26 protein-coding genes are annotated in these 26,414 nt (G+C 65.1%); 11 read left to right on the top strand and 15 right to left on the bottom strand.

All coding sequences use genetic code 11. The features are described 5' to 3' along the window. The first annotated feature begins 4 nt into the window (after window positions 1–4). Entirely contained in the window at window positions 5–427 is a 423-nt protein-coding gene (locus tag EJ078_RS18550; protein WP_067318993.1) for a cupin domain-containing protein, read from the top strand. Between the two features lie 142 nt (window positions 428–569). Here the strand turns inward: EJ078_RS18550 and EJ078_RS18545 are convergent, their stop codons facing one another. Next, the gene (locus EJ078_RS18545) at window positions 570–977 is read right to left on the bottom strand and encodes a nuclear transport factor 2 family protein (protein WP_067318995.1); all 408 of its coding nucleotides are present in this window, start codon (window positions 975–977) and stop codon (window positions 570–572) included. Window positions 978–1,160: 183 nt separating this feature from the next. Further along, a complete protein-coding gene (locus EJ078_RS18540; RefSeq protein WP_127216777.1) occupies window positions 1,161–2,351 on the bottom strand; it encodes a Xaa-Pro peptidase family protein in 1,191 nt (396 codons plus the stop codon). Between the two features lie 342 nt (window positions 2,352–2,693). Between EJ078_RS18540 and EJ078_RS18535 the strand changes: the two genes are divergently transcribed. From EJ078_RS18535 to EJ078_RS18510, 6 genes are all read left to right on the top strand, one after another. Beyond that, window positions 2,694–4,304 carry an ABC transporter substrate-binding protein gene (locus EJ078_RS18535; RefSeq protein ID WP_127404165.1) on the top strand — a complete coding sequence of 537 codons (1,611 nt, stop codon included), beginning with the start codon at window positions 2,694–2,696 and terminating at the stop codon, window positions 4,302–4,304. Window positions 4,305–4,420: 116 nt separating this feature from the next. Then, window positions 4,421–5,407: an ABC transporter permease gene (locus EJ078_RS18530; RefSeq protein WP_208720765.1), complete on the top strand. Its 987-nt coding sequence runs from the start codon at window positions 4,421–4,423 to the stop codon at window positions 5,405–5,407. Beyond that, window positions 5,404–6,234, top strand: a complete 831-nt coding sequence (locus tag EJ078_RS18525; RefSeq protein WP_127404163.1) for an ABC transporter permease — start codon at window positions 5,404–5,406, stop codon at window positions 6,232–6,234. Before EJ078_RS18530 ends, EJ078_RS18525 begins: the two co-directional genes overlap by 4 nt. Beyond that, window positions 6,231–7,109, top strand: coding sequence for an ABC transporter ATP-binding protein (locus EJ078_RS18520; RefSeq protein ID WP_127217526.1), 879 nt, complete (start codon window positions 6,231–6,233; stop codon window positions 7,107–7,109). The genes EJ078_RS18525 and EJ078_RS18520 overlap by 4 nt, the downstream gene beginning before the upstream one ends. Beyond that, a complete protein-coding gene (locus tag EJ078_RS18515; RefSeq protein WP_127403892.1) occupies window positions 7,106–7,885 on the top strand; it encodes an ATP-binding cassette domain-containing protein in 780 nt (259 codons plus the stop codon). The genes EJ078_RS18520 and EJ078_RS18515 overlap by 4 nt, the downstream gene beginning before the upstream one ends. Beyond that, window positions 7,882–8,388, top strand: a complete 507-nt coding sequence (locus tag EJ078_RS18510; RefSeq protein ID WP_127241440.1) for an L-2-amino-thiazoline-4-carboxylic acid hydrolase — start codon at window positions 7,882–7,884, stop codon at window positions 8,386–8,388. The genes EJ078_RS18515 and EJ078_RS18510 overlap by 4 nt, the downstream gene beginning before the upstream one ends. Before the next feature lie 81 nt (window positions 8,389–8,469). Here the strand turns inward: EJ078_RS18510 and EJ078_RS18505 are convergent, their stop codons facing one another. Together EJ078_RS18505 and EJ078_RS18500 are read right to left on the bottom strand one after the other, a co-directional pair. Further along, window positions 8,470–9,762 (bottom strand): FAD-binding oxidoreductase, encoded by a 1,293-nt coding sequence (locus EJ078_RS18505; RefSeq protein ID WP_164757349.1) that lies wholly within the window; start codon window positions 9,760–9,762, stop codon window positions 8,470–8,472. Between the two features lie 2 nt (window positions 9,763–9,764). Then, window positions 9,765–11,138 carry a glutamine synthetase family protein gene (locus EJ078_RS18500; RefSeq protein ID WP_127403893.1) on the bottom strand — a complete coding sequence of 458 codons (1,374 nt, stop codon included), beginning with the start codon at window positions 11,136–11,138 and terminating at the stop codon, window positions 9,765–9,767. Between the two features lie 499 nt (window positions 11,139–11,637). On the opposite strand from EJ078_RS18500, the gene EJ078_RS18495 reads away from it, so the two are divergent. Further along, complete coding sequence (locus EJ078_RS18495; RefSeq protein ID WP_127216895.1) at window positions 11,638–12,078, top strand: GFA family protein; 441 nt, start codon at window positions 11,638–11,640, stop codon at window positions 12,076–12,078. A gap of 19 nt (window positions 12,079–12,097) precedes the next feature. On the opposite strand, the gene EJ078_RS18490 is transcribed toward EJ078_RS18495, so the two are convergent. From EJ078_RS18490 to EJ078_RS18470, 5 genes are all read right to left on the bottom strand, one after another. After that, a complete protein-coding gene (locus EJ078_RS18490; RefSeq protein WP_066990027.1) occupies window positions 12,098–12,859 on the bottom strand; it encodes a glucose 1-dehydrogenase in 762 nt (253 codons plus the stop codon). An 11-nt stretch (window positions 12,860–12,870) separates the two neighbouring features. Then, window positions 12,871–13,683 carry an ABC transporter permease gene (locus tag EJ078_RS18485; protein ID WP_095800621.1) on the bottom strand — a complete coding sequence of 271 codons (813 nt, stop codon included), beginning with the start codon at window positions 13,681–13,683 and terminating at the stop codon, window positions 12,871–12,873. Beyond that, entirely contained in the window at window positions 13,683–14,546 is an 864-nt protein-coding gene (locus EJ078_RS18480) for an ABC transporter permease (protein WP_095800661.1), read from the bottom strand. The genes EJ078_RS18485 and EJ078_RS18480 overlap by 1 nt, the downstream gene beginning before the upstream one ends. Before the next feature lie 74 nt (window positions 14,547–14,620). Next, window positions 14,621–15,784 carry a spermidine/putrescine ABC transporter substrate-binding protein gene (locus EJ078_RS18475; RefSeq protein WP_095800622.1) on the bottom strand — a complete coding sequence of 388 codons (1,164 nt, stop codon included), beginning with the start codon at window positions 15,782–15,784 and terminating at the stop codon, window positions 14,621–14,623. Continuing rightward, entirely contained in the window at window positions 15,765–16,901 is a 1,137-nt protein-coding gene (locus tag EJ078_RS18470; RefSeq protein ID WP_067319026.1) for an ABC transporter ATP-binding protein, read from the bottom strand. The genes EJ078_RS18475 and EJ078_RS18470 overlap by 20 nt, the downstream gene beginning before the upstream one ends. A gap of 118 nt (window positions 16,902–17,019) precedes the next feature. Here EJ078_RS18470 and EJ078_RS18465 point away from each other — a divergent pair, with 118 nt between their 5' ends. The 3 genes from EJ078_RS18465 to EJ078_RS18455 all read left to right on the top strand — a co-directional run bounded on the left by EJ078_RS18465 (window position 17,020) and on the right by EJ078_RS18455 (window position 20,376). Continuing rightward, window positions 17,020–17,829, top strand: coding sequence for a helix-turn-helix transcriptional regulator (locus EJ078_RS18465; RefSeq protein WP_095783587.1), 810 nt, complete (start codon window positions 17,020–17,022; stop codon window positions 17,827–17,829). A gap of 205 nt (window positions 17,830–18,034) precedes the next feature. Next, complete coding sequence (locus tag EJ078_RS18460) at window positions 18,035–18,733, top strand: GntR family transcriptional regulator (protein WP_066990043.1); 699 nt, start codon at window positions 18,035–18,037, stop codon at window positions 18,731–18,733. Window positions 18,734–19,020: 287 nt separating this feature from the next. Beyond that, complete coding sequence (locus EJ078_RS18455) at window positions 19,021–20,376, top strand: glutamine synthetase family protein (protein ID WP_067319031.1); 1,356 nt, start codon at window positions 19,021–19,023, stop codon at window positions 20,374–20,376. Between the two features lie 12 nt (window positions 20,377–20,388). Here EJ078_RS18455 and EJ078_RS18450 read toward each other — a convergent pair whose 3' ends face one another. The 6 genes from EJ078_RS18450 to EJ078_RS18425 all read right to left on the bottom strand — a co-directional run. After that, window positions 20,389–21,378 carry an ABC transporter permease gene (locus EJ078_RS18450; RefSeq protein WP_127403894.1) on the bottom strand — a complete coding sequence of 330 codons (990 nt, stop codon included), beginning with the start codon at window positions 21,376–21,378 and terminating at the stop codon, window positions 20,389–20,391. Then, on the bottom strand, window positions 21,375–22,895 hold the full coding sequence (locus tag EJ078_RS18445) for a sugar ABC transporter ATP-binding protein (protein WP_127403895.1): 1,521 nt from the start codon (window positions 22,893–22,895) through the stop codon (window positions 21,375–21,377). The genes EJ078_RS18450 and EJ078_RS18445 overlap by 4 nt, the downstream gene beginning before the upstream one ends. 64 nt (window positions 22,896–22,959) lie before the next feature. Next, window positions 22,960–23,952: a substrate-binding domain-containing protein gene (locus tag EJ078_RS18440; protein WP_245458862.1), complete on the bottom strand. Its 993-nt coding sequence runs from the start codon at window positions 23,950–23,952 to the stop codon at window positions 22,960–22,962. 85 nt (window positions 23,953–24,037) lie between these two features. Continuing rightward, window positions 24,038–24,814 carry an SDR family oxidoreductase gene (locus tag EJ078_RS18435; RefSeq protein ID WP_066990055.1) on the bottom strand — a complete coding sequence of 259 codons (777 nt, stop codon included), beginning with the start codon at window positions 24,812–24,814 and terminating at the stop codon, window positions 24,038–24,040. 2 nt (window positions 24,815–24,816) lie between these two features. Further along, window positions 24,817–25,980 carry a galactonate dehydratase gene (gene dgoD / locus EJ078_RS18430; RefSeq protein WP_245299514.1) on the bottom strand — a complete coding sequence of 388 codons (1,164 nt, stop codon included), beginning with the start codon at window positions 25,978–25,980 and terminating at the stop codon, window positions 24,817–24,819. 56 nt (window positions 25,981–26,036) lie between these two features. After that, on the bottom strand, window positions 26,037–26,414 hold a 378-nt coding region (locus EJ078_RS18425), incomplete at its 5' end, for an FCD domain-containing protein (protein ID WP_208720764.1).

The following is a 26,414-nucleotide window of genomic DNA, read 5'->3' as shown; positions in this document are numbered from 1 at the left end:
GGCAATGGCCGACAAGAGCAAGGTGTTCGTTTATCCGAAGGAGGTCAGCGCCTTCGGCTTCGACTGGGGCAAGCTGGCCCTCACGGTCGCGCCGGAAGTGAACGGCGCGGAGCGCTTCTCCGGCGGCGTCGTCGACCTGCCGCCCGGCAAGGGGCACACCCGCCACAACCACCCGGGCGCGGAGGAGATCATCTTCGTGATTTCCGGCCATGGCGAACAGATGGTAGAGGACGAGAAGGGCAATCCGGTGGTCGCCAAGGTCGGTCCCGGCTGCACCGTCTATGTGCCGGAAAGCCGCTTCCACTCGACGCTCAACACGGGCGATCAGCCGATGCAGCTTTTCGTCGTCTATTCGCCGGCCGGCCCGGAGCTGGCGCTGCGTGACCTGCCGGATTTCAAGCTGCTGCCGCGAGAGGCAAGCAATTGATGGCAAATCGCTTGCGGGCGTTATTCGCCCACCGGTTTGCTTCGCAATCACCTCTCCAGGTATGTATGGGGGCTACAGCAAACAGGTGTGCGGAGACATCGCGCACAGTCTCGTGCGAGTTGCCGCGAACAGCACCTCCAGGCTAAGCCCAGAATGCATCCCAGGCGTAGAGGTCGTAGAAGTGTTCCCGGCCATCGACTACCTTGCCGGCCCTGATGTCGAAGACGATGCAACAGAGCACATCAAGCTGTTTGCCGTTGCGTTCCCCGGTATTGCGATGGACGCCGACTACACGTCCGTCCTCACTTTCCATGACATGCAGAAGATTCGCCCTGAAGGTGCCAAGGGTTTGCCCGCCATAACGGCCGAACTGGGCAAAAGTCGCCTCACGGCCTTTGTAGTCCCCGGCGATCGGATTCCTTCCCGGGCTGTGCCACGTGCATTTCTCGTCGATGATTTGCGCAAGCGTGTCCATGTCTCCGGAGTTGAAGGCGGCGTAACCCCGCCGAATGAGCTCGGAGTTCTGATTTCTTGATGTTACGTCTGCCATAACTTCCTCCTGCTACCGGCCCGACGTAATCGGTCTGGTAGGAGGCGCCGGGCCACAACTCAAGTCAGCAAGATACACCCAGGACGGCGGGCGCGCACGACGAAGCTTGTTTCCCATCAATCCGCAGAAGCCGCCCGAGGTTTGAACTCGGTCATTCGGAGTGATTGGTTTCCCGAACGCGCTCTAGGCGACCCCGCCCCTGTTCCAGCCACGCCCGCGATCGCCGAACATCGCATAGCCTGTGTCGGTCACCTCCACGGTATCCTCGAGCTTGATGAAGCCGCGCGTCGGGTGGAGCATGGTGGTCTCGACCGAAAGCACCATGTTCTTTTCCAGCGGCTTGGCCGCATAGGTGCCTTCATAGGTGACCGGATGGTTGGTCATCAAAAACGGCGCTTCATGCGTGATCAGCCCCATGCCGTGAGCGAAGAAATCCGTGAAGGCCGCGACCTTGGAAGCCTTCAGCACGCTCTCGGCATGCGCGATCATGTCGCCGCCGAGCGTGCCGGCTTTGACCTTGGAGAACGCGGCCTGCTGCACCGACTCGACTTCGGACAGCAGATCCTCGAGCTCGGCATCCGGTTCGCCAAGAATACCCATGCGGCAGAGGTCGCCGATATAGCCGTGATAGTTGCCGCCGGAATCGATCGACAGCACCTCGCCCTGCTTCCACGTCTGGCTCGAGGCGGCACGGTTGTGGCTGGCACCCAGTGTCAGCAGACAATATTCGAAATGCGCGCCGCGATTGGTCTCCTCGCGCCGTAACTGCTCGATGATGTCGGTCTTGGTCGTGCCCTCGCGCGCCCAGGCGATCGTCGCCAGCATCGAATCGGTGATCAGTTCGGAGGCGATGCGCAGCTTCTCCAGTTCGGCCTCGGTCTTGACGGCGCGCATGCGCTCCAGCATGCCGGTGGCATCGATCAGCTTTGCATCCGGCAAGGCCTTGCGGATCAGCGAGTAAGCGTCCGACGGCAGGAAAGCAGGCTCGATGCCGATGCGGGCAGCACCCTTGCCGATCTTCTGCAGATGCTCGACGGCAAGGTTGGCGGCGTCGAGCGTGCCCCAGCAGGCCGCATGCAATGTCGGTGTCCAGAACGGATGGTTCTCGTGCTCGCCGCCTTCCATCTTGTTGCCGATATAGGCCGCATGCTCCGGCCCGCCTTTTTCATAGAGGACGATCGGCAGGTAGCGGCTATGGCCGATGGCGTCCATCGCCGCGAAAAAGATGAACTTGTAGCCGCCGAGCAGATATTGCGTGTTGTGCTTGGAGGTGGCGAAAAGCACATCGATGCCGGCCTCCTCCATCAGCCGGTCCACCCGAACCTGGTCGAACGGGATGCCGCTGGCCTCGGTTTTGCCCGGAGCGATGTTCATCTTTCCCTCCCTGATTTCCTCGGCCGCTCAAGCAGTCAAACATGATGAAACTGCCGTTTGCGGCCAAATCTGCACCATCTTGACCGTTTTGGTCCAGCCAGAATTGACAGTATCCGGCTGATCCCGCCCTCTCCTACTTGGCTTGAGGCCGCGTACGGCTTAGTCTGGTCCTACCAGATAGCCGCGACCGCAGCCCGAATATAACTGGTCCAGCGGACGAAAATTTCAGAGCCAAGCCAGCATGCGCCAAATCCGTCTCTGGCGAAACCTTTGCCAAGGGCCATAATCCCGCTGATTTTGAGGTTGCCCGCGCCGGTCGCGGGTGAAGAGGGGAGCTTGAGGATGTCCGGATTGCCGATTTCACGCCGCGGCCTGCTGGCCGGCTCGGCACTGCTTCTGGCCTCGACCGCCTTGCCGGCCATCGGCCGGGCGCAGACGCCGAAGAAGGGTGGCAGGTTGATCGTGGCCGCCGACTCCGAGCCGCGCAACCTCAATCCGGCTATTGTCGCTTCCAACGGCGTCTTCTTCATCTCCAGCAAGGTGGTCGAGGCGCTGGCCGAGGCCTCCTTCGACGGCAAGGACGGGCTTCAGCCGCGCCTTGCGCTTTCCTGGGAAGGCGCAGCCGACGGCCGGTCGGTGACCTTCAAGTTGCGCGACGGCGTCAAATGGCATGACGGCAAGCCCTTCACCTCCGCCGACGTCGCCTTCTCCGCGCTGCAGGTCTGGAAGCCTCTGCAGAATCTCGGCCGCACGGTGTTCAAGGACCTTGAAGCCGTCGACACGCCCGACAAGCTGACGGCCGTGTTCAAATTCGCCAAGCCGACGCCGTTCCAGCTGATCCGCAACGCGCTGCCGGCATTGAGCAGCGTCGTGCCGAAGCACGTCTATGAGGTGGGCAAGATCGAGGACAACCCGGCCAACAACGCTCCGGTCGGCACCGGCCCGTTCAAATTCGCCGAATACAAGGCCGGCCAGTACTATCGGCTTGCGCGGAACGATGCCTATTGGGACAAGGACGAGCCCTATCTCGACGAGATCGTCTACCAGGTGCTGCCCGACCGAACCTCTGCGGCTGCGGCGCTCGAGGCGGAAGAAATCCAGCTCGCCGCCTTCTCCGCCGTGCCGCTCGCCGACCTCGACCGCATCTCAAAGGTGCCGGGCCTGAAGGTCATCACCAAGGGCTATGAGGGGCTCACCTACCAGCTCGTCGTCGAGATCAACCATCGCCGCAAGGAACTGGCGGACCTGAAAGTGCGGCAGGCGATCGCGCATGCCATCGACAAGGATTTCGTCGTCAAGACAATTTTCCTCGGCTACGCCGCGACCGCAACCGGTCCGGTGCCGAAGAACGATCCGCAATTCTACACTGCCGACGTCCCGATCTACCCCTTCGACGTCGCCAAGGCCAACGAGCTGCTCGACGAGGCCGGCTACAAACGGGCCGACGACGGCAAGCGCTTTGCACTGAAGCTGCTGCCGGCGCCGTACTTCAATGAGACCAAGCAGTTCGGCGATTACCTGCGCCAGGCGCTGGCCGTAATCGGCATCGACGCCCAAATCGTCAACAGCGACTCGGCCGCCCATATGAAGGCGGTCTATACCGACCACGCCTTCGACCTCGCCGTCGGCCCGCCGGTGTTCCGCGGCGACCCGGCGATCTCGACCACCATCCTGGTGCAGAGCGGCATCCCCGACGGCGTGCCCTTCTCCAACCAGGGCGGCTACAAGAACGCCGACCTGGATGCGCTGATCGCCAAAGCGTCAGAGACGCTCGACACATCCGCCCGCACCGAGCTCTACAAGGAATTCCAGAAAATGGTGGCGGCCGACCTGCCGCTGATCAACGTCGCCGAGTGGAGCTTCATTTCCGTCGCCCGCGACACTGTCGGCAACATCGCCAACAACCCGCGCTGGGCGGTATCGAACTGGGCGGACACCTTTTTGGCGGGTTGATCCGCACTTGCGGATTGCCTGCCTGGGTGCTGAGCTTTGAGAATGAGAGTTCCGTCGCGCCCCCCTCTGTCCTGCCGGACGCGGCATCCAAGGGTTGGCCCTGATATGGCGTCGCCATGACCCGAGCCCTCACCCTCCTGCGCCGCCGTCTCGTCGGCAGCGTCTTCGTGCTGCTGATCGTCGTCATCGGCAGCTTCCCGCTGCTCGAAGCTGCCCCCGGCGACGCGGTCGACGCCTATATCGTCTCGACCGGCGGCGACGCCGGCATGATCGAATTGCTGCGCCACCGCTGGGGCCTCGACCAGTCGGAACTGACCCGGCTCGCCAACTATCTCTGGGCGCTCTTGCACCTCGACCTTGGCCAGTCCGTCACCTTCTCGCGGCCGATCCTCGACGTCATCCTCGAACGCCTGCCGACCACACTCATCCTGATGGGCAGCGCCACCGCGCTCTCCTTCGGCCTCGGCTCGGCGCTCGGCATCTATGCCGGTGCGCGTCCCGGCAGTTTTCGCGACCGCTTCCTGTCGATCGGCTCGCTGGCGCTCTACGCCGTGCCGGGGTTGTGGCTCGGCCTTGTGCTGATCGTCGTCTTTGCCGTCGACCTGCGCTGGCTGCCGATCGGCGGCATCGAGACCATCGCATCGGCCAAGACCGGGGTGGCGCGGGCCGGCGACATCGCCACCCATCTTGTGCTGCCGGTCTCGGCGCTCGGCTTCATCTATCTCGCGCTCTATCTGCGCATGATGCGCGCCGGCATGGCGGAAGCCTGGCGGCAGGATTTCGTGCTTGCCGCCCGTGCCAGGGGCTTGCCGCGCCGGCGCATCGTGCTTGCGCATGTCGCCCGCAACGCGCTGCTGCCGCTGGTCACCATGCTCGGCTTGCAATCGGCGCAGATGCTGGGCGGCAGCGTTGTCATCGAAAGCGTCTTTGCCGTCCCTGGCCTCGGCCGGCTGGCGCAGGAAGCCGTCGCCGGACGCGACACGCCGCTGCTGCTCGGCATCATTTTGGTGAGCGCCGTGCTCGTTATCGTCATCAACCTCCTGGTCGATCTCGCCTACGCCTTCCTCGATCCGCGCGTCGGTGCCGGCGAGGCGGTCGCATGAAGAGGCTGCATCGCTTTTTCCAGACGCCGGAAGCGATCGCCGGCGCACTCATCCTCGCCTTGCTCGTCGCGATCGCGCTGGCAGCGCCGCTGCTCTTTCCGGGCGACCCGCAAGCGATCGCCGGCCCGGCCTTGCTGCCGCCGTTGCAAAATTGGTCGCTGCCGCTCGGCACCGACCGGCTCGGCCGCGACGTGCTGGCCGAACTTTTCCACGGCGCGCGCACCTCGCTGGCGGTTGGACTAGCGGCGGCCGCAGCTGCGCTTCTGGTCGGCGCGGTGGTGGGCACGCTGGCCGGTTTCGCCGGCGGCTTGATCGACGAGGTGCTGATGCGCATCACCGACGCCTTCCAGACCGTGCCTAGTTTTTTGCTGGCGCTGGCCTTCGTCAGCATCGTCGGCCCCTCGCTTGGAGTGGTGATCGCGGCCATCGCGCTCGGCGCCTGGACCGGGCCGGCGCGGGTGGCGCGCGCGGAAGTCCTGTCGATCCGCGAGCGCGACTATGTCGCCGGCGCTCGCGTCATCGGCCTGCATCCGCTCGAGATTGCCTTTCGCGAGGTGCTGCCCAATGCGCTGCCGCCGGTGCTGGCGCTTTCCTCGGTGATCGTCGCGGCCGCCATCCTCACCGAAGCAGCGCTTTCCTTCCTCGGCCTCGGTGATCCCAACCGCGTCACCTGGGGCGGCATGATCGCCGAAGGCCGCACTGTCTTGCGCACCGCGCCTTTCCTGTCGATCGTTCCCGGTATCGCGCTGGTGCTGACCGTTCTCGGCGTTTACCTCGCCGGCGAGGGCGTGGTGGAAAGCACCGCGGTACGCAGGAGCCTGTCGTGACTGCGCTGCTTTCGATCCGCGATCTGACCGTGCGGTATCGGCGCGACGGCGTCGAGGTAACGGCGCTGAAGGGCATCAGCCTTGATGTGGAAGCCGGGGAACGCCTTGCGATCATCGGTGAGAGCGGCTCGGGCAAGAGCACGCTGGCGCTGGCGGTTGCGGGATTGTTGGCGGAAGCGGCCGAGGTTGGAGGTTCGATCGAGTGGCAGAAACCTCGATCGTCTCATTCCCTCACACCCCCCTCCGTCCAGTCGTCCGGCGGGATAGAGGGGGGTGCGCAGGATCGCCAGCCTCCGCATTTTCAGCCCATTGGTGGCCGCGACATCGGCTTCGTCTTCCAGGACCCCTCCTTCAGCCTCGACCCGGTGATGCCGGTCGGCAAGCAAATCGCCGAGGTCGCACGCACGCATCTCAACCTCAACTGGCGCGAGGCCTATGCCAAAGCCAAAACCCTGCTCGAGCGCGTCCGCCTGCCCGACTCCGAAGCCGTCTTGCGCGCCTATCCGCACCAGCTGTCCGGCGGCCAGAAGCAGCGCGTTGCAATCGCAGCGGCCATCGCCGCCGCCCCGAAACTGCTGATTGCCGACGAGGCGACCAGCGCGCTCGACACCATCGTCCAGGCCGAGATCGTTTCCCTGATCCGCGGGTTGGTCAACGAGGACGGCCTGACGCTCGCCTTCATCAGCCACGACATCGCGCTCGCCGCCACGCTCGCCGAACGCATCGCGGTGCTGCGTCATGGCGAGTTGGTCGAATTGGGCGACACGGACCAGATCCTTAACGCGCCGCGCCATGCCTATACGCGCACGCTGCTCGATGCCCATCTCGGTCTCGACGCCAGGCCGCTTCTTGACCGGCAAGGCGCCCCGGCATGACCGTGCTCGCCGTCTCCAATCTCTCCAAGCGCTATCGCCGCGGCGGCAAACCCTTTGCGGCCGTCGACGATGTCTCGTTTGAGATCGGCCCGGCTGAAACGCTGGCCCTCGCCGGTCCGTCCGGCAGTGGCAAGTCGACCGTTGCGCGGCTGGTGCTGCGCCTGCTCGAGCCCGACGCCGGGCGCATCCAATTCGAGGGCACAGACTTCCTTAACTTGTCGGGCGCCGCGTTGCGCGCCCGCCGTGCCCGCCTCCAGATGGTCTTCCAGGATCCGCTCGCCGCCTTTAACCCGCGCTCCACCGTGGCGCGTGCGCTGGACGACCCGTTGCGCATCCACGGCATCGCCTCGCGCTCGGAGCGCCCGCGCCGCATCGCAGCCCTCCTGGAGCGGGTCGGCCTCGATGCCGGCCTTGCCGCGCGCGCGATCCACGAGATTTCCGGCGGCCAGCGCCAGCGGGTAGCGATCGCCCGCGCCATCGCCACCCGACCGTCGCTGATCGTCCTCGACGAGGCGGTCTCGGCGCTCGACGTTTCGGTGCGCGGACAGATCCTGGACTTGCTGCTCGACCTGCAAAGACAGGAACGGATCGCCTATCTCTTCATTTCGCATGATCTCGGCGTAATCCGCGCCCTCGCGCATCGCATCGTTCTCCTCGATGCCGGCCGGGTCGCCGAGAGCGGCGACGCCCGCACCGTCATCGCCAGCCCGCAATCGGCGGTCGGCAAGGCGCTGGTGGCGGCAACCCCGAGGCTGAATAGGATCAAAACACCATGACCGACTCCGACGCAGCCATTGCCGAAAAACTGTCGCGCGAGCTCGACTCCGCCTTTCGCTACCGGGGCGATCTCTATCGCCTCTTCCTCGATGAGTTGACCGCCGAGCTTGGCGCCGAGAAGGCCGAAGCATTAATGATCCGCACCATCGAAAAGCGAGGCCGGGAAGTTGCAGCGGCCGCTTTCGCCGGTTTCGGCCCCAATGATGCGCTGGCGATCGGCGAGGCGTTCCTTTCCGTCAGCCCGGATGGCGGGCGCATGTATCCGACCGACGTCGAGCGCAGGCCGGACCGCATCGCTTTCAAGGTGAAGCGCTGCCCGCTGAAGGATGCCTGGATCGAGGCTGGCGTCGGCGAGGAAAAGCTTGCCACGCTCTGCCGCATCGCCGGCGCCTTCGACCGCGGACTGTTCGAAGCAACCGGCGTGCGCTTCGCCAACGTGACCTGGACGCCGGGCCACGGCTCCGGCTGCTGCCACATCGCGCTGACCAATCGCGACACCTAGCGAGCCGACGATTTGACTTTCGGCCGAAGACGTGCAGTTCCGCGCCGGATTCGTCGCTGGCACCGACGGGAAAGTCGGCGCTCAACGCCTGAGTCGATCGCGCATCGCATACCACAGCATGCCGAGCACATAGAGCGGCCCGCGCAGCGCCGTGCCGCCGGGGAACGGCAGCGGCGTCAGCGTCGAGAACAGGTCGAGCCGCGAGGCGTCGCCGGTGATCGCTTCCGCGAGCAGCTTGCCCGACAGCGTCGACAGGATGACGCCCTTGCCGGAATAGCCATGCGCGAAATAGACCTCGCCATAATGCCCGACATGCGGCAGGCGCGACGTCGTCACAGACACGAGCCCGCCCCAGGCATGGTCGATCCGGCACCCCCTAAGCTGTGGGAAGGTCTTTTCCATATGCGGCCGCACGAAGCCGCCAATGTCGGCGGGGGGCGAGGGCGTATAGCGCTCGCCGCCGCCGAACAGCAGGCGGCCATCCGCGGACATGCGGTAGTAATTGACCACGAAAAGCGTGTCCGAAACCGCGGCGTTGGACGGGATGACGTTGCGCGCGCCCAACGGCTCGGTGGCGACGATGTAGTTGCCGATCGGCATGATGCGGCTGTTGACGCGCGGCTCGAGCCCGTTGAGCAGCGCATCGCCGGCCAGCACCACATGCCTGGCACGGACCGAGCCCTTGTCGGTGAACACCCGGATAAAGGGTTCGCGCTCCAGCCGGACGGCGACCGAGTTCTCGTGGATGGTGACGCCAGCGGCAGAAGCGGCCCCAGCGAGCCCCAGCGTGTAGTTCAGCGGATGCATGTGTCCGCCGAGCGTCTCGAAGGATGCACCGAGATAAGGCATATCGACCATGCGCCGCGCCTCCGCCGCCGACAGGATCTCGACATGCGGGAAGTCCATCACTTTGGCGAGGCACTCGGCCTCTTCCTCGAATTCGCGCATGTCGGAGCCGTTGACCGCGCCGACCAGATGGCCGGTCAGCCGCAAGTCGCACTCGATGCCGTGGCGCTCGATAATGTCGAGCACCAAGCCTCGCGCCTCGAAGGCGAGGTCGAACAGCGCCTTCGCCCGCTCCGGCCCGAACGCTCTGACCAGCTCCTTGGCGCCCTTGCGCAGACCGGGGATTATCTGGCCGCCATTGCGCCCAGAGGCACCCCAGCCGATCTTGCCGCCTTCGAGCAGCACCACTTTAAGGCCGCGTTCGGCCGCATGGAGCGCCGCCGAAAGCCCGGTGCAGCCGCCACCGACGACCACCAGGTCGGCTTCTGCATCGCCGGTAAGCGCCGGATGGTCCGGCGCCGGATTGGCAGTCGCCACATAATAGGATTTGCCGATATCAAGACCGGAATTGAAACCCGTCGAAGCCATGGTCACACCTTGAGCAGCAGATGGTCGCGTTCCCACGACGTCACCACGGTCTGGAACAGGTCGAGCTCTACGCTTTTCACGCGCAGATAGGTTTGGAAGAAATCCTCCCCGAGCAGCACCCGCACCGGCTCGCAGGCGGCGAAACGGTCGAGCGCTTCCTCCATGGTCTTCGGCAGCGTGCTCTGGCTGCGATAGGCGTTGCCGAAGGCCTCCGGCGAGCGGGCCAGCTTCTCCTCGACGCCGAGATATCCGGCGATGAGCGAGCCGGCCATGGCGAGGTAGGGATTGGCGTCGGCGCCGGGCAGCCGGTTCTCCACCCGCCGCGCGGCGCGCCCGCCCATTGGCACCCGCAAGCCGCAGGAGCGGTTATCATGCGACCATTCAATATTGGCCGGCGCGCTGTGGCCCGGCCGGATGCGGCGATACGAGTTCACGTTCGGTGCAAACAGCGGCATGATTTCAGGCACGTGTTTCTGCAGGCCCCCGATGAAGTGCGCGAACATTTCTGTGTCCTCGCCGTCTTTGCCGGCAAACAGGGGCTCGCCGCGCTCGTCGACGATGGACATGTGAAGATGCATCGAGCTGCCGGCCTGCGTCGCGATCGGCTTCGCCATGAAGGTGGCGTGCATACCGCTCGCCTGCGCCGCCTGCCTGGCCATGCGCTTGAACAACAGCACCTTGTCGGCCAGCGCCAGCGGGTCGCCATGGAGGAAGTTGATCTCGAGCTGCGCCGTGCCGGATTCGTGGATCAGCGTGTCGAGGGGCAGGCCGGCGGCCGCGGCGTGGTCATAAAGGTGACGCGTCACCGCTTCGAACTCCTCCAGCGCCTGCATGTCGTAGGGATGCTGCACGCTTTCGGGCCGTCCGTTGCGCCCGACTGGCGCGGTCAGCGGCCGATCCGGATCGGGATTTGGCGCCGTGAGGTAGAATTCGAGCTCCGGCGCCATCACGGCGTGCCAGCCGCGCCGGCGGTAAAGATCGAGCACGGCCCTCAGCACATGGCGCGGCGAAGCCATCCACGGCCGGCCGTCCATGTGAAACGTATCGGCAAAGACATAGGCCTTGCCGGCTCCGCCGCCCGGCGCAACGCTGAGCGTCGACAGGTCGGGCACCATGCGCATGTCGGGGTCCTGATAGGCGAACCCTTCATCGATGGAGCCGGAATAGCGGCCGTCGATCGCGACCAGGAAAGCGCTGCTGGGCAGGTAGAGCGCACGGTCCTCGAGCGACTTCAGGAACTTGGCCGCCGGCAAGGCCTTGCCGCGCAGCACACCGTTGACATCGGGCACCAGGCACTCGACCTCGCCTATTCCATGCGTGGTCAGCCAGCTTTGCGGATCGGCGCTGGGAAATGAGCAATTCAGTTTGTCAGGCATCGGTCATGTCCGTACGAAGGAGAAATCGCTTCGGCGGGCACGTCCGTTTCGGTTTGAGCGCTGAGTAAGCTACGTGATCTGAACGACGGACGCCCGCCTGATGGCCGGCCAACAGGCCGGATCGAGCACTCCGCATACCCCCTCGGTCCAGCCGTCCCGAACGACATGCGAACCGACCTTGGTCTCCTCCGCGCGTTGCAGATTCTCGTGCCGGCAACAGCGCATGACTAGTGATGCCCCGCTGAAAGACGATTTCTTGCGGCCGAAATTGAAAACAGCCGAGAGCCGGAGCGGCTTTTTTCCATTTGCACGGCAAACCTCTTCAAGGAACCTGGCCTATGGTTTGACCGATCGTTGCTTCCGGCGCAAGCCCACCCGCTGGGACCACTCCGCGCGTTGCACGGCCAAAGGAACTCGCTGCCGGTTTTGATGTTCCCACTGAGCACGCCACCGGCGCACAGCGCGGCCGACGGAATTCAGCACGATCAGGAGCGATGGGATGGAAAGCACGATCGAAACGGGGGCATGTTTTTGCGGGGCGATCGCGGCCGAGATGCAGGGCGATCCGTTCTGGATCTGCTTCGACCATGATGACGACTGCCGCCGGGCGATCGGAAGCCCGCTGACCATCTGGATCGGTTACCGGCCGGACCAGTTTCGCTTGACCCGCGGCCAGCCCAGGGAATTCTCGAAAACCCGGGGCATCGTCCGCAGCTTCTGCGAGAAATGCGGCACCTCGATCGCCTATCGCGACGAGGGACTGAACGACGAGCTTTATGTCACCATCGACTTCTTCGACCATCCGGAGCGGTTTCGGCCACAAGCCCACGCCTATTGGCGGCTGCGTCTGCCCTGGCTGGAATTTTCCGACGATCTGCCGCGTATCGACACCTACTCGCGACGCCGCGATCCGGCATTTGGAAATCCCGTCGACCGGTAGATCGCTCGCCAAGCGCGCCTCAGCCGATGCTTTCGCCGCCGTCGACGACCAGCGCCTGGCCGGTCATGAAGGACGAGCGGTCGGAGACCAGGAACAGGATTGCCTCGGCGATCTCCTCCGCGCTCGCCCAGCGCCCCATCGGAATCTTGGTACGTACATAGTTTTCAATTGCGTTGCGGCCACCCATCTGGGTGATGAACGGCTCGTTGAACGGCGTGTCGACCCAGCCCGGACAGAGCGCGTTGATGCGCACATTGTGTTTGGCGTAGTCGAGCGACATCTGCCTGGTCATCGCCACCACCGCATGCTTGGACGTGGCATAGGCGATCATCTCGCGATCGTAGAAGACGCCGGAATTGGACGCAGTGTTGAGGATGACGCCGCCGCCCTGCGCGATCATCGCCGGCATGACGGTCTTCGCCGCGAGGAACTGCGCCCGCACATTGATCCGCCACGACGCGTCCATGCCGTCGGTGCTGACTTCCGTCAGCGTGCCGCCGACCTGAATGCCGGCATGGCTGTGCAGGATATCGATCCGGCCGTGCTTGCCGAGCGTTCCCGCTATGAGGTCCTCGACCGCAGTGTCGTTGCCGACATCGGTCGCAACCGCTTCGGCGCGGCCGCCGGCTGCGCGGATAGCGGCCGCCGTGGCCTCGCCTGCCGCCGGATCCCGGTCGGCGATCACCACGACAGCCCCTTCCCGCGCCATGATCATGGCGCCGGCGCGCCCGATGCCCGACCCGGCGCCCGTCACCACGGCGATGCGATCTTTCAAAATCATGGATCTGTCTTTCAAGGCGATGGTTTTCGTCGGCCGAGCTGCCATTGCGCGAGCAGAACGAGCAGCACCGAGGCGGCGAGCACGATCGTCGCGATGGCGTTGATCTCCGGCGTCACCCCGCGTCGGATCGAGGCAAAGACATAGATCGGCAAGGTCGTCTGCGCGCCGGCGACGAAGAAGGCGATGATGAAGTCGTCGAAGGAGAAGGTGAAGGCGAGCAGGAAGCCGGCAATCACAGCCGGCATGATCTGCGGCAGCACGACCGAGCGGAACGTCGTCAGCGGTGTTGCATAGAGATCGCTCGAGGCCTCGACCAGGTTGCGGTCGAGGCTGCTGAGCCGCGTGCCGACGATCATCGTAACCAGCGCCATCGAGAACAGGCCGTGCGCGGCGATGATCGAGCCGTAGCCGAGCGCCAGGCGCGGCGGCTGGTCGGTCGGCCAAACCGAAGCGAGGAACGGGTTAACGACGGCGAAGAGCTGCACCAGGGCCACCAGCGTCGAGATGCCGATGACGACGCCCGGCACAACGATCGCGGCACCCAGCAACGCGTCGAACACGCCCCTTGTCCGCGCGCCGACACGCTGCAGCCCGAGCGCCGCGGCCGTGCCGCAGAAGGCCGCGAGCAGCGCGCTGGTGGTGGCGATGAACAGGCTGTTCTTCAGCGCCTCGACAAGGAACGGGTTTGACAGCGCCTTGCCGTACCATTGCTCGGAGAAGCCGGTGAACTCGCTGGCGTGGTGGCCCGCATTGAACGAGAACAGCACGACCAGCGCGATCGGCAGATAGAGGAAAGCAAAGACGGCAACGACGAAGGCGCGCATCAGATCAGGTCCACGCGGCGGGCGCCCGAAAGCCGAGTCGAGAGGCGGTTGGCGATGATCAGCACCACGACCGAGACCAGCACCAGCGTGATGGCAATCGCCGATCCGAACGGCCAGTTGCGTGACTGCAAGAAGAGGTCGACCAAGGCGTTGCCGATGAAGAACACCTTGCCGCCGCCAAGCAGCGTCGGGATCAGATACTCGCCGAGCAGCAGGATCATCACCAGCGAGAAGCCGGTCATCACGCCCGGCAGCGACAGCCGGAGCGTGACGCCGAGGAAGGTCGATAGCGGCGTAGCACCCAGATCGGCGGACGCCTCGAGCAGCCGCCGGTCGAGCCGTTCGAGGCTGACATAAATCGGCAGGATCATCAGCGGCAGATAGCCATAGACGATGCCGAGCAGCACCGCGCCAGGCGTGTTGATCAGCCTGAGATCCTCGATGCCTATATAGGCGAGCAGGGCGGGAATGCCGCGCCCGCCAAGGATGTACATCCAGGCATAGGTGCGCATCAGAAGGCTGGTCCAGAACGGGATGACGATCAGCGCGAGCAGGATCAGCCGCCAGCGCTGCGGCGCGCGCAGCGCCAGGTAGTAGGCGACGGGATAGGCGACGAGGAGGCAGGCCAGCGCGCCGACCGGCGCCAGCACCATCGTGTTCCAGAAGGCGGTCGCCCGTGCCGGCAGGTTGGCATATTGAGCGACGGTGAACGCTGCCTGGTAGCCGCCCTCGGGCGCCCGCTCACCGACGCTGAAGATGGCGATGGCGACGAACGGCAAGACCAGGAACACGACGAGCCACAGCGTCGCCGGAGCGAGCAGTAGGGCGGTCAGGAGATTTTTGCGAAGGAGACTGCCGCGCATTGAAAAAGCCGCTTCGGCGCCGACGGGCCTCTGCCCGCCGGCGGTAAGAACTTGACCGGAGTTGGTGCCCTGATTCACGCGGCCTTGAAGCGCGCCATCAGCTCGGCGCGGCCCGGATCGGTGAGCGTCGCGGCGGCGCCGAACTCGAGCGGCTTCAGAAGTTCGGCGGCCGGATAGAGGATCGGGTTCTCGAGCACCTCCTTCGGCAGCAGCGCATTGACCCGCGCGTCGGTCGAAGGCGCGCCATTGGCCAGATGCTCCTTGACGGCGACCTTCGGGTTCATCAGGTAGTTGAGCAGCGCATAGCCGGCCGGCTTGTTCGGCGCGTCCTTCGGGATGGCGTAGAAGTCGGTCCAGATCTCGCCGCCCTCCTTGCCGAGCACATAGGCGATCTCAGGAATATCGCGATGAAGCTGCGCGCCGTCATTGGTCCAGCACATCGTCATCCAGGCGTCGCCCGAGCGCATCGACGGCTGATAGTCGCTCGACACCGCGAAGAGATGCGGCTTGACTTTGAGCAGCAGTTCCTCGGCCTTGGCGAGCTCGTCCTGCTTCAGCGAGTTGAACGAGTAGCCGTGATATTTCAGCGCATTGCCGATCGTGGTCAGCTGGTAGTCATGCACCATGGTGCGGCCGTCGCCTTCCGCCATGGCCGTGTCCCAGAATTCCTTCCAGCTCGACATCGGCTTGGCGAGCTTCTTGGTGTTGACGGCAAAGCCGGTCGTGCCCCAGTTCTTCGGCACGGCGTAGATCGTGCCGTCGATCGTGCCTTCCGCGGTGAAGCGGGCATCTTCCTTGCTGCCGTCGAAATTGCCGAGCTTGGCCATGTCCAGCGGCTCGATGATGCCGAGCTTCTTATAGGTCGAGATGGTGTAGTTGGTCGGCACGAACAGGCTCCAGCCCGAGCCGCCGGCCTGCAGCTTGGCCAGCATCTCTTCGTTCGAACCGAAGACGTTGACCTCGACGGCCACGCCCGTCTCGGCCTTGAAGTTCTCGAAGGTCTGCGGGTCGTGATAGTTCGGCCAGGTGGCGATAGACATGCGGTCGCCGAGGTTCTCGGCAGCAAAGGCCGGTGTCGGCCTGATGCCGAGCTCGCGCGCCATCACCGCGGTCGCGACACCGAGGCCGGTGAGGCCGAGGAAGTCGCGCCGGCTGATCGAGCCGCGCTTCAGGCGCATCAATTGGTCGACGAATTTTTCGGGGCTTATCGGCAGTCCGTCACGATAGGATTTTGACATGTTGGTCTTCCCTCTGGTTGGTCCCGTTGTTCTTAGGTTGCGGAAACGCCAGCGGCGCTCCGGCGGCGAAGCCGATGGCGACGGGTTCGCCCGGCTTGAAAAGGTTGCCCCGGCCAGTCACGTGATCGGCCTTGGTAAGCAATGATCCAATGCCCTGCACTTCGATCGCGTATTCCGCGGTCGAGCCAAGAAAGATGCGGTTACGGACAATGCCCTTGAGGCCGCCGCCTCCGGGCGCCGAGAGGCTGAGCGATTCCGGCCGAAGGCTGACGGATACGGCCTCGCCCCGGCTGAGCGGTACCCGCTTGCGCGCCGAAATCACCGTGCCGTCGGCGAGCGCCACATCGACGAGGTCGCCGGAGAGCCCGGCCACCTTGCCGCTGAGCAGATTCGTCTTGCCGACGAAATCGGCGACGAACAGATCGGCCGGCTCGTCATAGATCTCGCTCGGCTGGCCGATTTGCACCACGCGGCCGCCATTCATGACGCACACGAAGTCGCTCATCGACAGCGCCTCCTCCTGGTCGTGGGTGACCAGAACGAAGGTGATGCCGATTTCGCGCTGCAGGTTCTGCAGCTCGATCTGCATGTCTGTGCGCAGCTTCTTGTCGAGCGCCGCCAGCGGCTCGTCGAGCAGCAGCACCGCAGGCTTGTTGACCAGCGCCCGGGCGAGCGCGACGCGCTGCTGCTGGCCGCCGGAAAGCTCGTGAATCTTGCGGCGTCCGTAGCCCGCAAGCTGCACCATGGCCAACGCCTCACCTGCCTTCAGGCTGATCTCGCGCGATGACAGACGCGGCCTTGCCTGGCGCAGTCCGTAGGAGATGTTCTCCTCGACATCGAGATGCGGAAACAGCGCGTACTGCTGGAACACCATGTTGACCGGACGCCGGTAAGGCGGCGTTCCGGCCATGTCGCGGCCGCGGATCAGCACCTGCCCGTCGCTCGGCTGCTCGAAGCCGCCGATCATACGCAGGCATGTCGTCTTGCCGCAGCCGGATGGTCCGAGCAGGGCGACGAAGGCCGCGGGCGGGATGGCAAGGTCGATGCCGCTGACCGCCGTGACGGCGCCGTAGCGCTTGGTGACCGCGCGAAACTCGATATCGGGCACTGCAGTCAAGCCACGGCTCCAGCGACAGCGTGAGGCAATCTTTGCAAAGCTAGCAGAGCCAATGGCGCCTAGTATATACCTCGCGGGTGGTATATTTAATTGATTTTAGCATTTCGAGGGGTATGAATTGAGCGCCTCCCGCAGCGACGACTACAACGCGCTCGGCGCCGTGATTGCCGCGGCGCGCGAGACCGGCGATCATTTCGGCAAGGCGATCGTCGGCTGGCTGCGCGGGCATGTCCGCTTCGATCACTGCGTCGTCTTCGGCTATCGGGGTGCTGCGCGGCCGCCGCTTCTGTTCGAAACCTTCTCGCCGGCCGAAAGCCACATCTTCGTCGCGCTCTATCAGGAAGGGCCCTATCTGCTCGACCCCTTCCATCACGCCGCGGTCGAGCGCAGGGAAGGCTTCTGGCGCATGCGCGAGTTGGCGCCGGACCGCTTCTATGCCAGCGAGTACTACCGCTCGTACTACAGCCAGACCCGGCTCGCCGAGGAGGTCGGCTTCTTCGTTCCGCTGGCCGGCAAGGATGCGCTAGTGCTGTCGCTGATGCGGCTGCGCGCCTCGGGGCCGTTCGGAACAGCCGACGCCAGGCTGTTGCGCGACATGGCTCCCGCGGTGGTCGGCTTCTGCCGACAGCGCTGGCCAGCCTTGCCTGCCGAAGAGACCACGGTTGCGCCGCCGGGCGAAGCTGCGGCGGTGACCAATGAGCTGGATCGCGCCCACATCTGGAAGAGCCTGTCGCTGACCTCGCGCGAGAAACAGGTCGTCGACCTGGTGCTCCAGGGTCACTCGACGGAATCGATCGCCAGGGCACTCAGGATCGTCCCAGGGACCGTGAAGGTCCATCGCCGCAACATCTATCGCAAGCTCAAGATCAGGTCGCAGGCCGGCCTCTTCGCGCGCTTCGTCGAGATCATCGACGCGCGCATCGGATAGTGCGTCTCCAGCTAACTGGAACCGCTCCACGGCGCGCATGCCCAGGGGCGCCGTTCGGGTCAGGCAGGGAAGGCCGCCCCTGCCTCACTTGCGGCGCCGCGCGTTAACCGTCTATCGTGCGATCGAGGGCCGCCGGCCAAGTGTCGTGGTTGCAGACAGAGCGGCTAAACCAGATTTCAGGGACGGACGAAGTAGCGCATAGCCAATGGCCGACAAAACACAATTCGGACTGACTGCCCTCGACACAGTACCGCTGCATGAGAAAGTCTATCTGGAACTGGTGCGGGCGCTGATGTCGGGTCAGCTCCAGCCCGGCCAGAAGCTGACCTCGCGCAAGCTCGCCAAGGAGCTCGGCACCAGCGACATGCCGGTGCGCAGCGCCTTCATGCGGCTGCAGGCGCTCAGGGCGCTGAGCCCGATGCCGAACGGCAGCGTCGAGGTGCCGATGATTTCGGCGGACCGTTTCCAGCAGCTCACCGACGTGCGCACGGTCCTGGAAGGCACGGCCACTGAGCTCGCCACCGGCCTCATCAACGGCAACAACCTGCGCGCCATCCGCCGTCATTGCGCCGAACTCACCCAGGCCGCCCGCAGCGGCGACATCGACGACTACCTGCGCAAGAATCACGACTTCAAATTCTCGATATACCGCCACTGCGGCAACGAGCAGATGATCTTCCTCATCGAGACCGTGTGGATGCAGGTGGGCCCCTTTCTCCGCAACCTGCGCATCGGCTTCGAGGACGACCTCGCCGGCATTCTCGGCATCGACTATCATGAAGAGGTCGTGGCGGCGATCGAGGTCCAGGACGGCGAACGAGCCCGCGCGGCCATCGTGCGCGACATCGACGAGGGCGCGACGCACATTCTCAAACAGATCAAGTTTCCTGAATTGCGGCACTAATGCCAGCGTAGATCGAGGGATTGCCCTCGGCCATCACGATACCGGCAGCCAGCTCACCGTTGACCGCGCAAATGCCCCCTTGGCTTTCCCCTAGCGGCCAGCTATGTTGCGATCGCAGATCGCAGCTATGGACCCAAAATGCCGCCCGATATCCCAGCTAGTGAATTGAAAAAATGAAGGAACATCGCCTGGAACCATCCGTGGCGACCTTCATAAACTCACAAGCTGTCGAATGGATATCGTAGCCGGAACGGCTGCAGCACCTCCGAAAGAACAGGGGCTGGAAATTGGGCGATGCAATTGCGGACGTTTTGAACTGGCTTGAAAGCAGAAGCGACATCCAGAGCCTGCGGGCCGCGGTGTGCGACCTGAACGGCATCATGCGCGGCAAGCGCATCCCGGTCGAGCAGGCGCGCAAGGCGCTCGAAGGCAAGCTGCGCATGCCTTATTCGCTGATCGGGCTCGACATCTGGGGAGAGGACATCGAAGGCAACGCCCAGGTTTTCTCGACCGGTGACGCCGACGGGCTTTGCCATTGGACCGGACGCGGCATCCTGCCCGTCAACTGGACGGCGCATCCGACGGCGCTTTTGCCCCTGTGGCTCGCCGACGAGGCCGGCGCACCCTATCTCGGCGATCCCCGCCGCGCGCTCGCCCGCATCCTCGACCGCTACGCAGCGCTTGGTCTGACGCCGGTTACCGCGACCGAGCTTGAATTCTATCTCGTCGATCCGACATCGCAGCGTCCGGTCGGTCCTGTCTCGCCGGTCACCGGCCGGCGTCTCGATTCCGATGCGGCGCTTTCGATCGACGAAATCGACGATTTCGAAGGCTTCATCCACGACATCTACGAAGCCTGCCGCATGCAGGGCATTCCGGTCGATACGGCGATCGCCGAGAACGGCGTCGGCCAGTTCGAGATCAACCTCAACCACGTTCCGGATGCCTTGCGCGCCGCGGACGACGCCGTGCTTTTCAAGCGCACGGTCAAGGGCATCGCGCGCAAGCACGGCTTTGCCGCCTGCTTCATGGCCAAGCCCTATGGCGAGCGCGCCGGCAACGGTTTCCATGTTCATTTCAGCGTGCTCGACAAGGACGGCCGCAACATCTTCGACGACGGCAGCGACCAGGGCTCCGACACCATGCGCCACGCCGTCGGCGGCCTGCTCGCGGCCATGGCCGAAAGCACGCTGGTGTTCGCGCCGCATTTCAATTCTTATCGCCGGCTGCGGCCACGGTCCTATGCGCCGACGGCTGTCGCCTGGGGCTACGAAAACCGCATGGTGGCGATCCGCATTCCAGGCGGCCCGTCTGCCGCGCGCCGCATCGAGCATCGCGTTTCCGGGGCCGACGCCAATCCCTATCTGGTGCTGGCGGCGATCCTGGGTGCCGCGCTAATGGGCATCGAGCGGCAGCTGTCGCCCGGCGAGCCGACCGGCGGCGAGGGACAGGGCCTGACGCTTGCCAAGCTGCCGCCTGACTGGGCCTCGGCGATCGCCGCCTTCGAGACCGGCAAGCGCGTCGCCGAAATCTTCCCGGCCGTGCTGCGCGACGCTTTCATCGCCTGCAAGCGCCAGGAGCTGAACACCTTCGCGCTCAATGTCAGCGACTTCGAGATCGAGACCTATCTCGAAAGCGTCTAACCCCGCGCGGGGCTATTCTCCCGACCGGGCCCGCTGGCGCTCTTGCACGATGACGGCCAGGATCAAAAGCGCGCCCTTGGCGAGCAGCTGGTAGAAGGTCGGCACGGAGGTCAGGATCATGCCGTTGTTGAGGACGCCGATGATCAGCACTCCTAACATGGCGCCGATGATCGTGCCCTTGCCGCCCTGCAGCGCGCAGCCGCCGAGGATCGCGGCGGTGATAGCCTCGAGCTCCAGCCCCTGGCTGCCGGAGGCGGGCTGTCCGGACATGGTGCGGCTGGCGAGCACCAGACCCGCCACCGCCGCGGCGAAGCCGCTCATCGCATAGATCGAGATCTGGTAGCGGCGGATCGGGATGCCGGCGAGCCGCGCCACCGTCGGATTGCCGCCGAGCGCGTAGATGTTGCGGCCGACGACCGTCTCACGGGTGAAAACGATGAAAGCCGCCATCGCCGCGATCAGCAGCCAGATGGCGAAGGGCAGCCCGGACAGCGTGCCGATGCCCAGCGCGCGCAGGCTGTCGCCGGTGATCGGTATGGAATTGCCGTTGTTCATCAGATAGGCGAGGCCGCGGAAGGCCGACATCGTGCCAAGCGTCGCGATCACCGCATTGACCGGCCCGTAGACGATGATCAGCCCGTTGACTGCGCCTGCCAGCAATCCGGCGAGCAGGCCGGCGAGGATGCCGGCGGGGATCGAGCCGGTTTCCTGGGCGGCGACGGCCAGCACCATCGTGCTCAGGCCGACGATCGACCCGACCGAGATGTCGAGCCCGCCCGATACGATGACGACGGTCTGCGCCATTGCCAGGATGCCGAGAATGGTGACCGCGAGGCCTATGTTGATCAGGTTGCGCGGCGTGAAGAAGACGTCCGGCCTCAACACGCCAAAGATCGCCAGCAGCACGACCAGAGCGATCAGCAGGCTGATGTTTTGCGCGCCGATGCGGCCAAACAGGCCGGCCGGCGCGCGCTCGCGTCCGGCGGTCGCGGTATCGGTCACGACACCCTCCTTTCGATTGCTTTCTTGTCCGAGCGCATGGCCAGTGCCAGCACCGCCTCCTCGCTCGCCTCTTGCCACGGCAGCTCGCCGCTGATGCTGCCGCTCTGCATGACCAGGATGCGGTCGGCAAGGCCGAGCAGCTCCGGCATCTCCGAGGAGATGAGCAGGATGGCGAGGCCCTGGTCGGCCAGGCTTTCGATGAGCCTGTAGATCTCCGCCTTGGCGCCGACATCGATGCCGCGCGTCGGCTCGTCGAGGATCAGGACCGCCGGCCCCCGTGCCTGCCAGCGCGCGAAGACGACTTTCTGCTGGTTGCCGCCGGACAATTTCCCGACGGCCTGCTCGATCGACGGCGTCTTGACCCGGAGCTCGGCGACATGGCGGACGACCAGCGCGCGCTCGCGCCTGCGGCTGAAGAAGCCGTAGCGCGACACCTTGTCGGGTACCACGAGGCTGACATTGTCGCGCACCGCCTGCATCAAAAGCAGGGCCTCCTGCTTGCGGTCCTCCGGCACCAGCCCGATTCCGGCGGCAACCGCATCCGCCGGCTCGCGCGGCCTGTAAGGCCGGCCGCCGACGGCCATCCGCCCGGAGAGCAGTGGATCGAGGCCGACGACGGCGCGCGCGACTTCCGTCCGTCCCGCGCCGACCAATCCGCCCAGGCCGACGATCTCGCCTGCCCTGACCTCGAAGCTGATCCCGTCGACGCGGCGTGTCGTGACTCCTTCGAGCGCCAGCCGGACCGGCCCGAGCGCACGCACTTTTCGGTTGAACAGGTCGCTTACCGGCCTGCCGACCATCAGCCGCACCATGCGCTGCTCGTCGAGCGCCGCGATTGGTTCGTCGGCGACGCGGCTGCCGTCGCGCATCACCACGCACCGATCGGCAAGCTCGATGATCTCGCGCAGCCGGTGCGAGATGTAGATCACCGCGACACCATCGGCCTTCAGGCGCCGGATGACGCGGAACAGCCGTTGCGCCTCGTCCTCCGTCAAAGACGAGGTCGGCTCGTCGAAGGCAAGCAGCCGCGCGCCCGGCCGCAGCGCGCGCATGATTTCGATCAGCTGCCTCAGCGCCGGGCTCAGGCCATGGCAGCGCTGCCCGGGCGAAAGCACGTCGACCACGCCAAAGGTGCGCAATAGGTCGAGACTGCGCCTTTCGAGATCAGCGCGGTCGAGAAAAATTGCGCCTCGCGCCTTGATGTCGCCGATGAAGATGTTTTCCGCCACCGTAAGCTCTGGGATGATCTCCGGCTCCTGGTGGATGACGCGGATGCCCGAGCCGTGTGCGGCGCGCGGCGAGCTGAGCTGCACCGGCTGCCCGTCGACCAGGACCCGGCCACTATCCGGCCGATGCTCGCCCTCCAGCACGCGCATCAGCGTCGACTTGCCGGCGCCGTTCTCGCCGATCAGCGCGGTGATCTCGCCGACGTTGAAAGCGACCGACACGTCGCGCAGCGCCTGCACGGCGCCGAAGCGCTTGCTGACGCCTTCGACGGCAACGACGGGCACGGTCATGGGCGGGAGACTCCCTTTGAAGCCGCCCGCCCAAAGGCCATCCGCCCCGAGCCCGAAAGGCAGCCTAGGACTTGCAACCGAGAGTGTCCTTGAACTTGGCGAAGTTCTCGCCGCTGATCAGCGTGGCGTCCTGGAAATAGTCCTTCTGCATCTCCTTGCCGGTAGCTTGGTCGTAGAGCGCCTGGATAGCGGCGGCGCCGTGCTTGGCGCTGTCCAGCCACATCGTGCCGCGGAAGCCCGTCGGCTTGCCGGAACCGAAGGCCTCGCAGGAGCGGGAACCGTCGATGCCGATGCCGATGACGTTCTCCGGCTTCATGCCGGCATTCTCCGTGGCGCGCACGCCGCCGAGCACGCCGTCGTCATTGCAGGAGTAGAAGATCCACTTCTCGGCGTCCGGATTGGCCGTCAGCGTCGTCGACACGACATCGATCGAGTTAACCATCGTGTTGTCATAGGGAATCGAGACGATGCGCGACTTGATCTCCGGGATTGCCGCGACCAGCGCTTCCTCCGCGCCCTTGTTGCGGCGCATGCAGGTGTCGGCCTTCTGGTCCTCGATCGAGCCCACGCGCACCTTGGAGAGGTCCTTGTCCCAGCCTTCGGCCTTGACGATGCGGGCAATCTCGCCGCCGACCTGCTTGCCGATGTTGAGCGCGTTCATGCCGACATAGGCGACCGGCGTGCCGTCGGCGAAGGCGATGTCGTCGTCGACAGCAATCAGGCCGATCTTGGCGGCCTTTGCTTTGTCGGCGACGACCGGGCCGAGCGAGCGGTCCGGCACCACCACGGCGATGCCCTTGACGCCGTCGCCGACATAGGTGTCGAAGGTGGTGACGGCGAGGTTGGCGTCGAACTGAACGTCCTGGACAAGCAGGTCGACGCCGAGCTCGGTGGCCTTGTCCTTGGCACCCTTCACCTCGCGGACGAACCAGGGATGGTCGCCCATCTTGTTGATATAGCCGAACTTCATCTTGTCCTGCGCGCCGGCGCCATGGACCGTCAGCGCGACGGCTGCGGTCGCGGCCACAGCAAGCCACGTCCTGATCATGCGTTTCATGGTTTCCTCCTCAATATCGATCCCGGCCGGCGGGAGTCCTTTTTGCTTGAAGACGTTTCCGGCGACCGGCCGCCGGTGCGAAACCTCATTCGTGGTAGAGAACCGAGCGCCCGCCATCGATGACGATGCAGGCCGCGTTGATGAACGGGGCCTCGTCGGAGCCGAGGAAGACGGCAGTCATCGCCACCTCCTCCGGCCGCCCGATGCGGCGCGGCGGGTGCAGGTCGTAGGTGCGCTGGCGCTCCGCCTGCGGATCAGGAAAGGTGTTCCAGTAGTCGACCGCGATCTGCGTCTCGATGTAGCCGGGTGCGATCGCGTTCACGCGAACACCTTCGGCCGCGTATTGAACGCCGAGCGATCGTACCAGGCCGAGCAGTCCGTGCTTGGCAACCGGATAGGGAAAGGTCGAGGGGATGATCGCGAAAGAATGGCACGAAGCGATCGCCACGATCGAACCCTGCGTCTGAGCCCGCATCGCCGGCAGCACGGCGCGCGCCGAATACCACACACCGTCGAGATCGACGGCAAAGCAGCGCCGCCATTCCTCTTCCGTGGTTTCCAGCGGCTCGTGGAAGACGTTGATGCCGGCATTGGCGACCAGCACGTCGATGCGGCCGAAGGTGGCAAGCGCTTGCTCGGCCATCGCTTTGCAGGATGCGATATCGGCGACGTCGGTCTCCACGAACAGCGCCCGAGCGCCGGCTTCGACCAGCGACGCGGCAACGCTCTTTCCGCTGAGCGCATCCTTTTCGGCCACGACGATGGCCGCACCCTCGGCGGCCATCGCGCGCGCCGTCGCCTCGCCGATGCCGCGCCCGGCGCCGGTGACAATCACCACCTTGTCCTTCAGTCGCCCGGCCATGGTCACCAGTCCACGATGGTGCCGTCGGCAAGGACGGCATTGGTGGTGTGCATGACCTCCGGCCTGTAGGGATGCCGGTCGGCGACCGCTTCGTCGACCTCGACGCCGAGCCCGGGCGCATCCGGCACCTGCCAGCAGCCGTCGATCATGCGGATCGGCCCCTTCACCACTTCGAAATACCAGGGCACGGCACCGACCATCTCTTCCTGGATCAGGTGATTGGGCGTGGAGACCGCGAAATGCAGCGCCGCCGCGCCGGCGATCGGACCGAGCGGATTGTGCGGCGCCACACCGACCGAGACCGCCTCGGCCATGGCGGCGATTTTCTTCGCCTCGAGCAGGCCGCCGCAGTGGCAGATGTCCGGCTGCACGATGTCGACCGCCCTTGCCCGGAAAAGGTCGTCGAATTCGGGACGATCGATCAGCCGCTCGCCGGTGGCGATCGGCACGCGCGATTTGGCGACGAGCTGCGCCAGCGCGCCGGTCTCGCCCGGCGGCAGCGGCTCTTCGACGAACATCGGTCGGTAGGGCGCAAGCGCGTCGATATAGGCGAGCGCGGTGGAGGCCGAGGCGGGACGGCCGTGGAAATCGACCATGATCTCGACTTCGGGACCGACTGTCTTGCGCAGCGCCTCCATTAGGCGGCCGACCTTGTCGACCTCGACGAGCGGCGCATGATAGTGGCTGTAGGGGATGAAGACGGCCTTCAGCGCGCGATAGCCCGTGGCAACCACTTCGGAGGCGCGCCGCACCAACGGCTCGGTCTCCAACGTTTCGTAGACGGCGCGCATGTCGCCGAGGCCGAGATGCGTGTAGACCTTGACCCGGTCGCGCACCTTGCCGCCGAGCAAGCGCCAGACCGGCTGATCGAGCCATTTGCCAAAAATGTCCCAGAGCGCCAGCTCGATGCCGGAAACCGCCGACATGCCGATGACGCCGAGCCGCCAGAACGAGTGCTTTTTGAGGATGCGCACCGCCTGCTCGATGTCGCGCGGATCGCGGCCGACCAGAAGCGGCGCGAGGTCATTGACGGCGCCGACGACGGCCTGGGTCTTCCATTCCAGCGTCGCCTCGCCCCAACCGTAGAGGCCCGGCTGGTCGGTCTCGACACGCACGAACACCCAGTTGCGCATATCCGCGTTCACGACGCGCGTGGTGATGGCCACGATCCTCAAGCGCAACACCTCCCATGACGCTAATTAGATCATATGAAATTGAAATATCATATGATAAAAAATGGCGTCAAGCCGGAAACGTCACCTCTGGCGTGAAGATCGTCGGCGGCGATGTCAAGCAGCCTGTTCATGGCGCCGCGGGCGCCGGCGGTATCGCGGACGCGGATCGCCTCCAGCACCGCGACATGCGCCGACAGCGCGCGCGATTGCGCCTCCATCAACGGATTGGTGACCAGGAAAGTGGCGCGCAGGGCAGCTTCCAGCATGCCAACCAGCCCCTTGAGCACGACATTATGGCTGGCGGCGATGACGCCCTTGTGGAAGGCAAGGTCCGCCTGGCAGACCGCGTTGAGGTCGCCCGGGATATTGTCGCGCATGCCGACGACCGCGCGTTCGATTTCGGCGAGATCGGCGGCGCTGGCGCG

This window comes from Mesorhizobium sp. M1A.F.Ca.IN.022.06.1.1 (assembly GCF_003952605.1).
Classification (GTDB): domain Bacteria; phylum Pseudomonadota; class Alphaproteobacteria; order Rhizobiales; family Rhizobiaceae; genus Mesorhizobium.
This window is presented reverse-complemented; position numbering and strand designations above follow the sequence as displayed.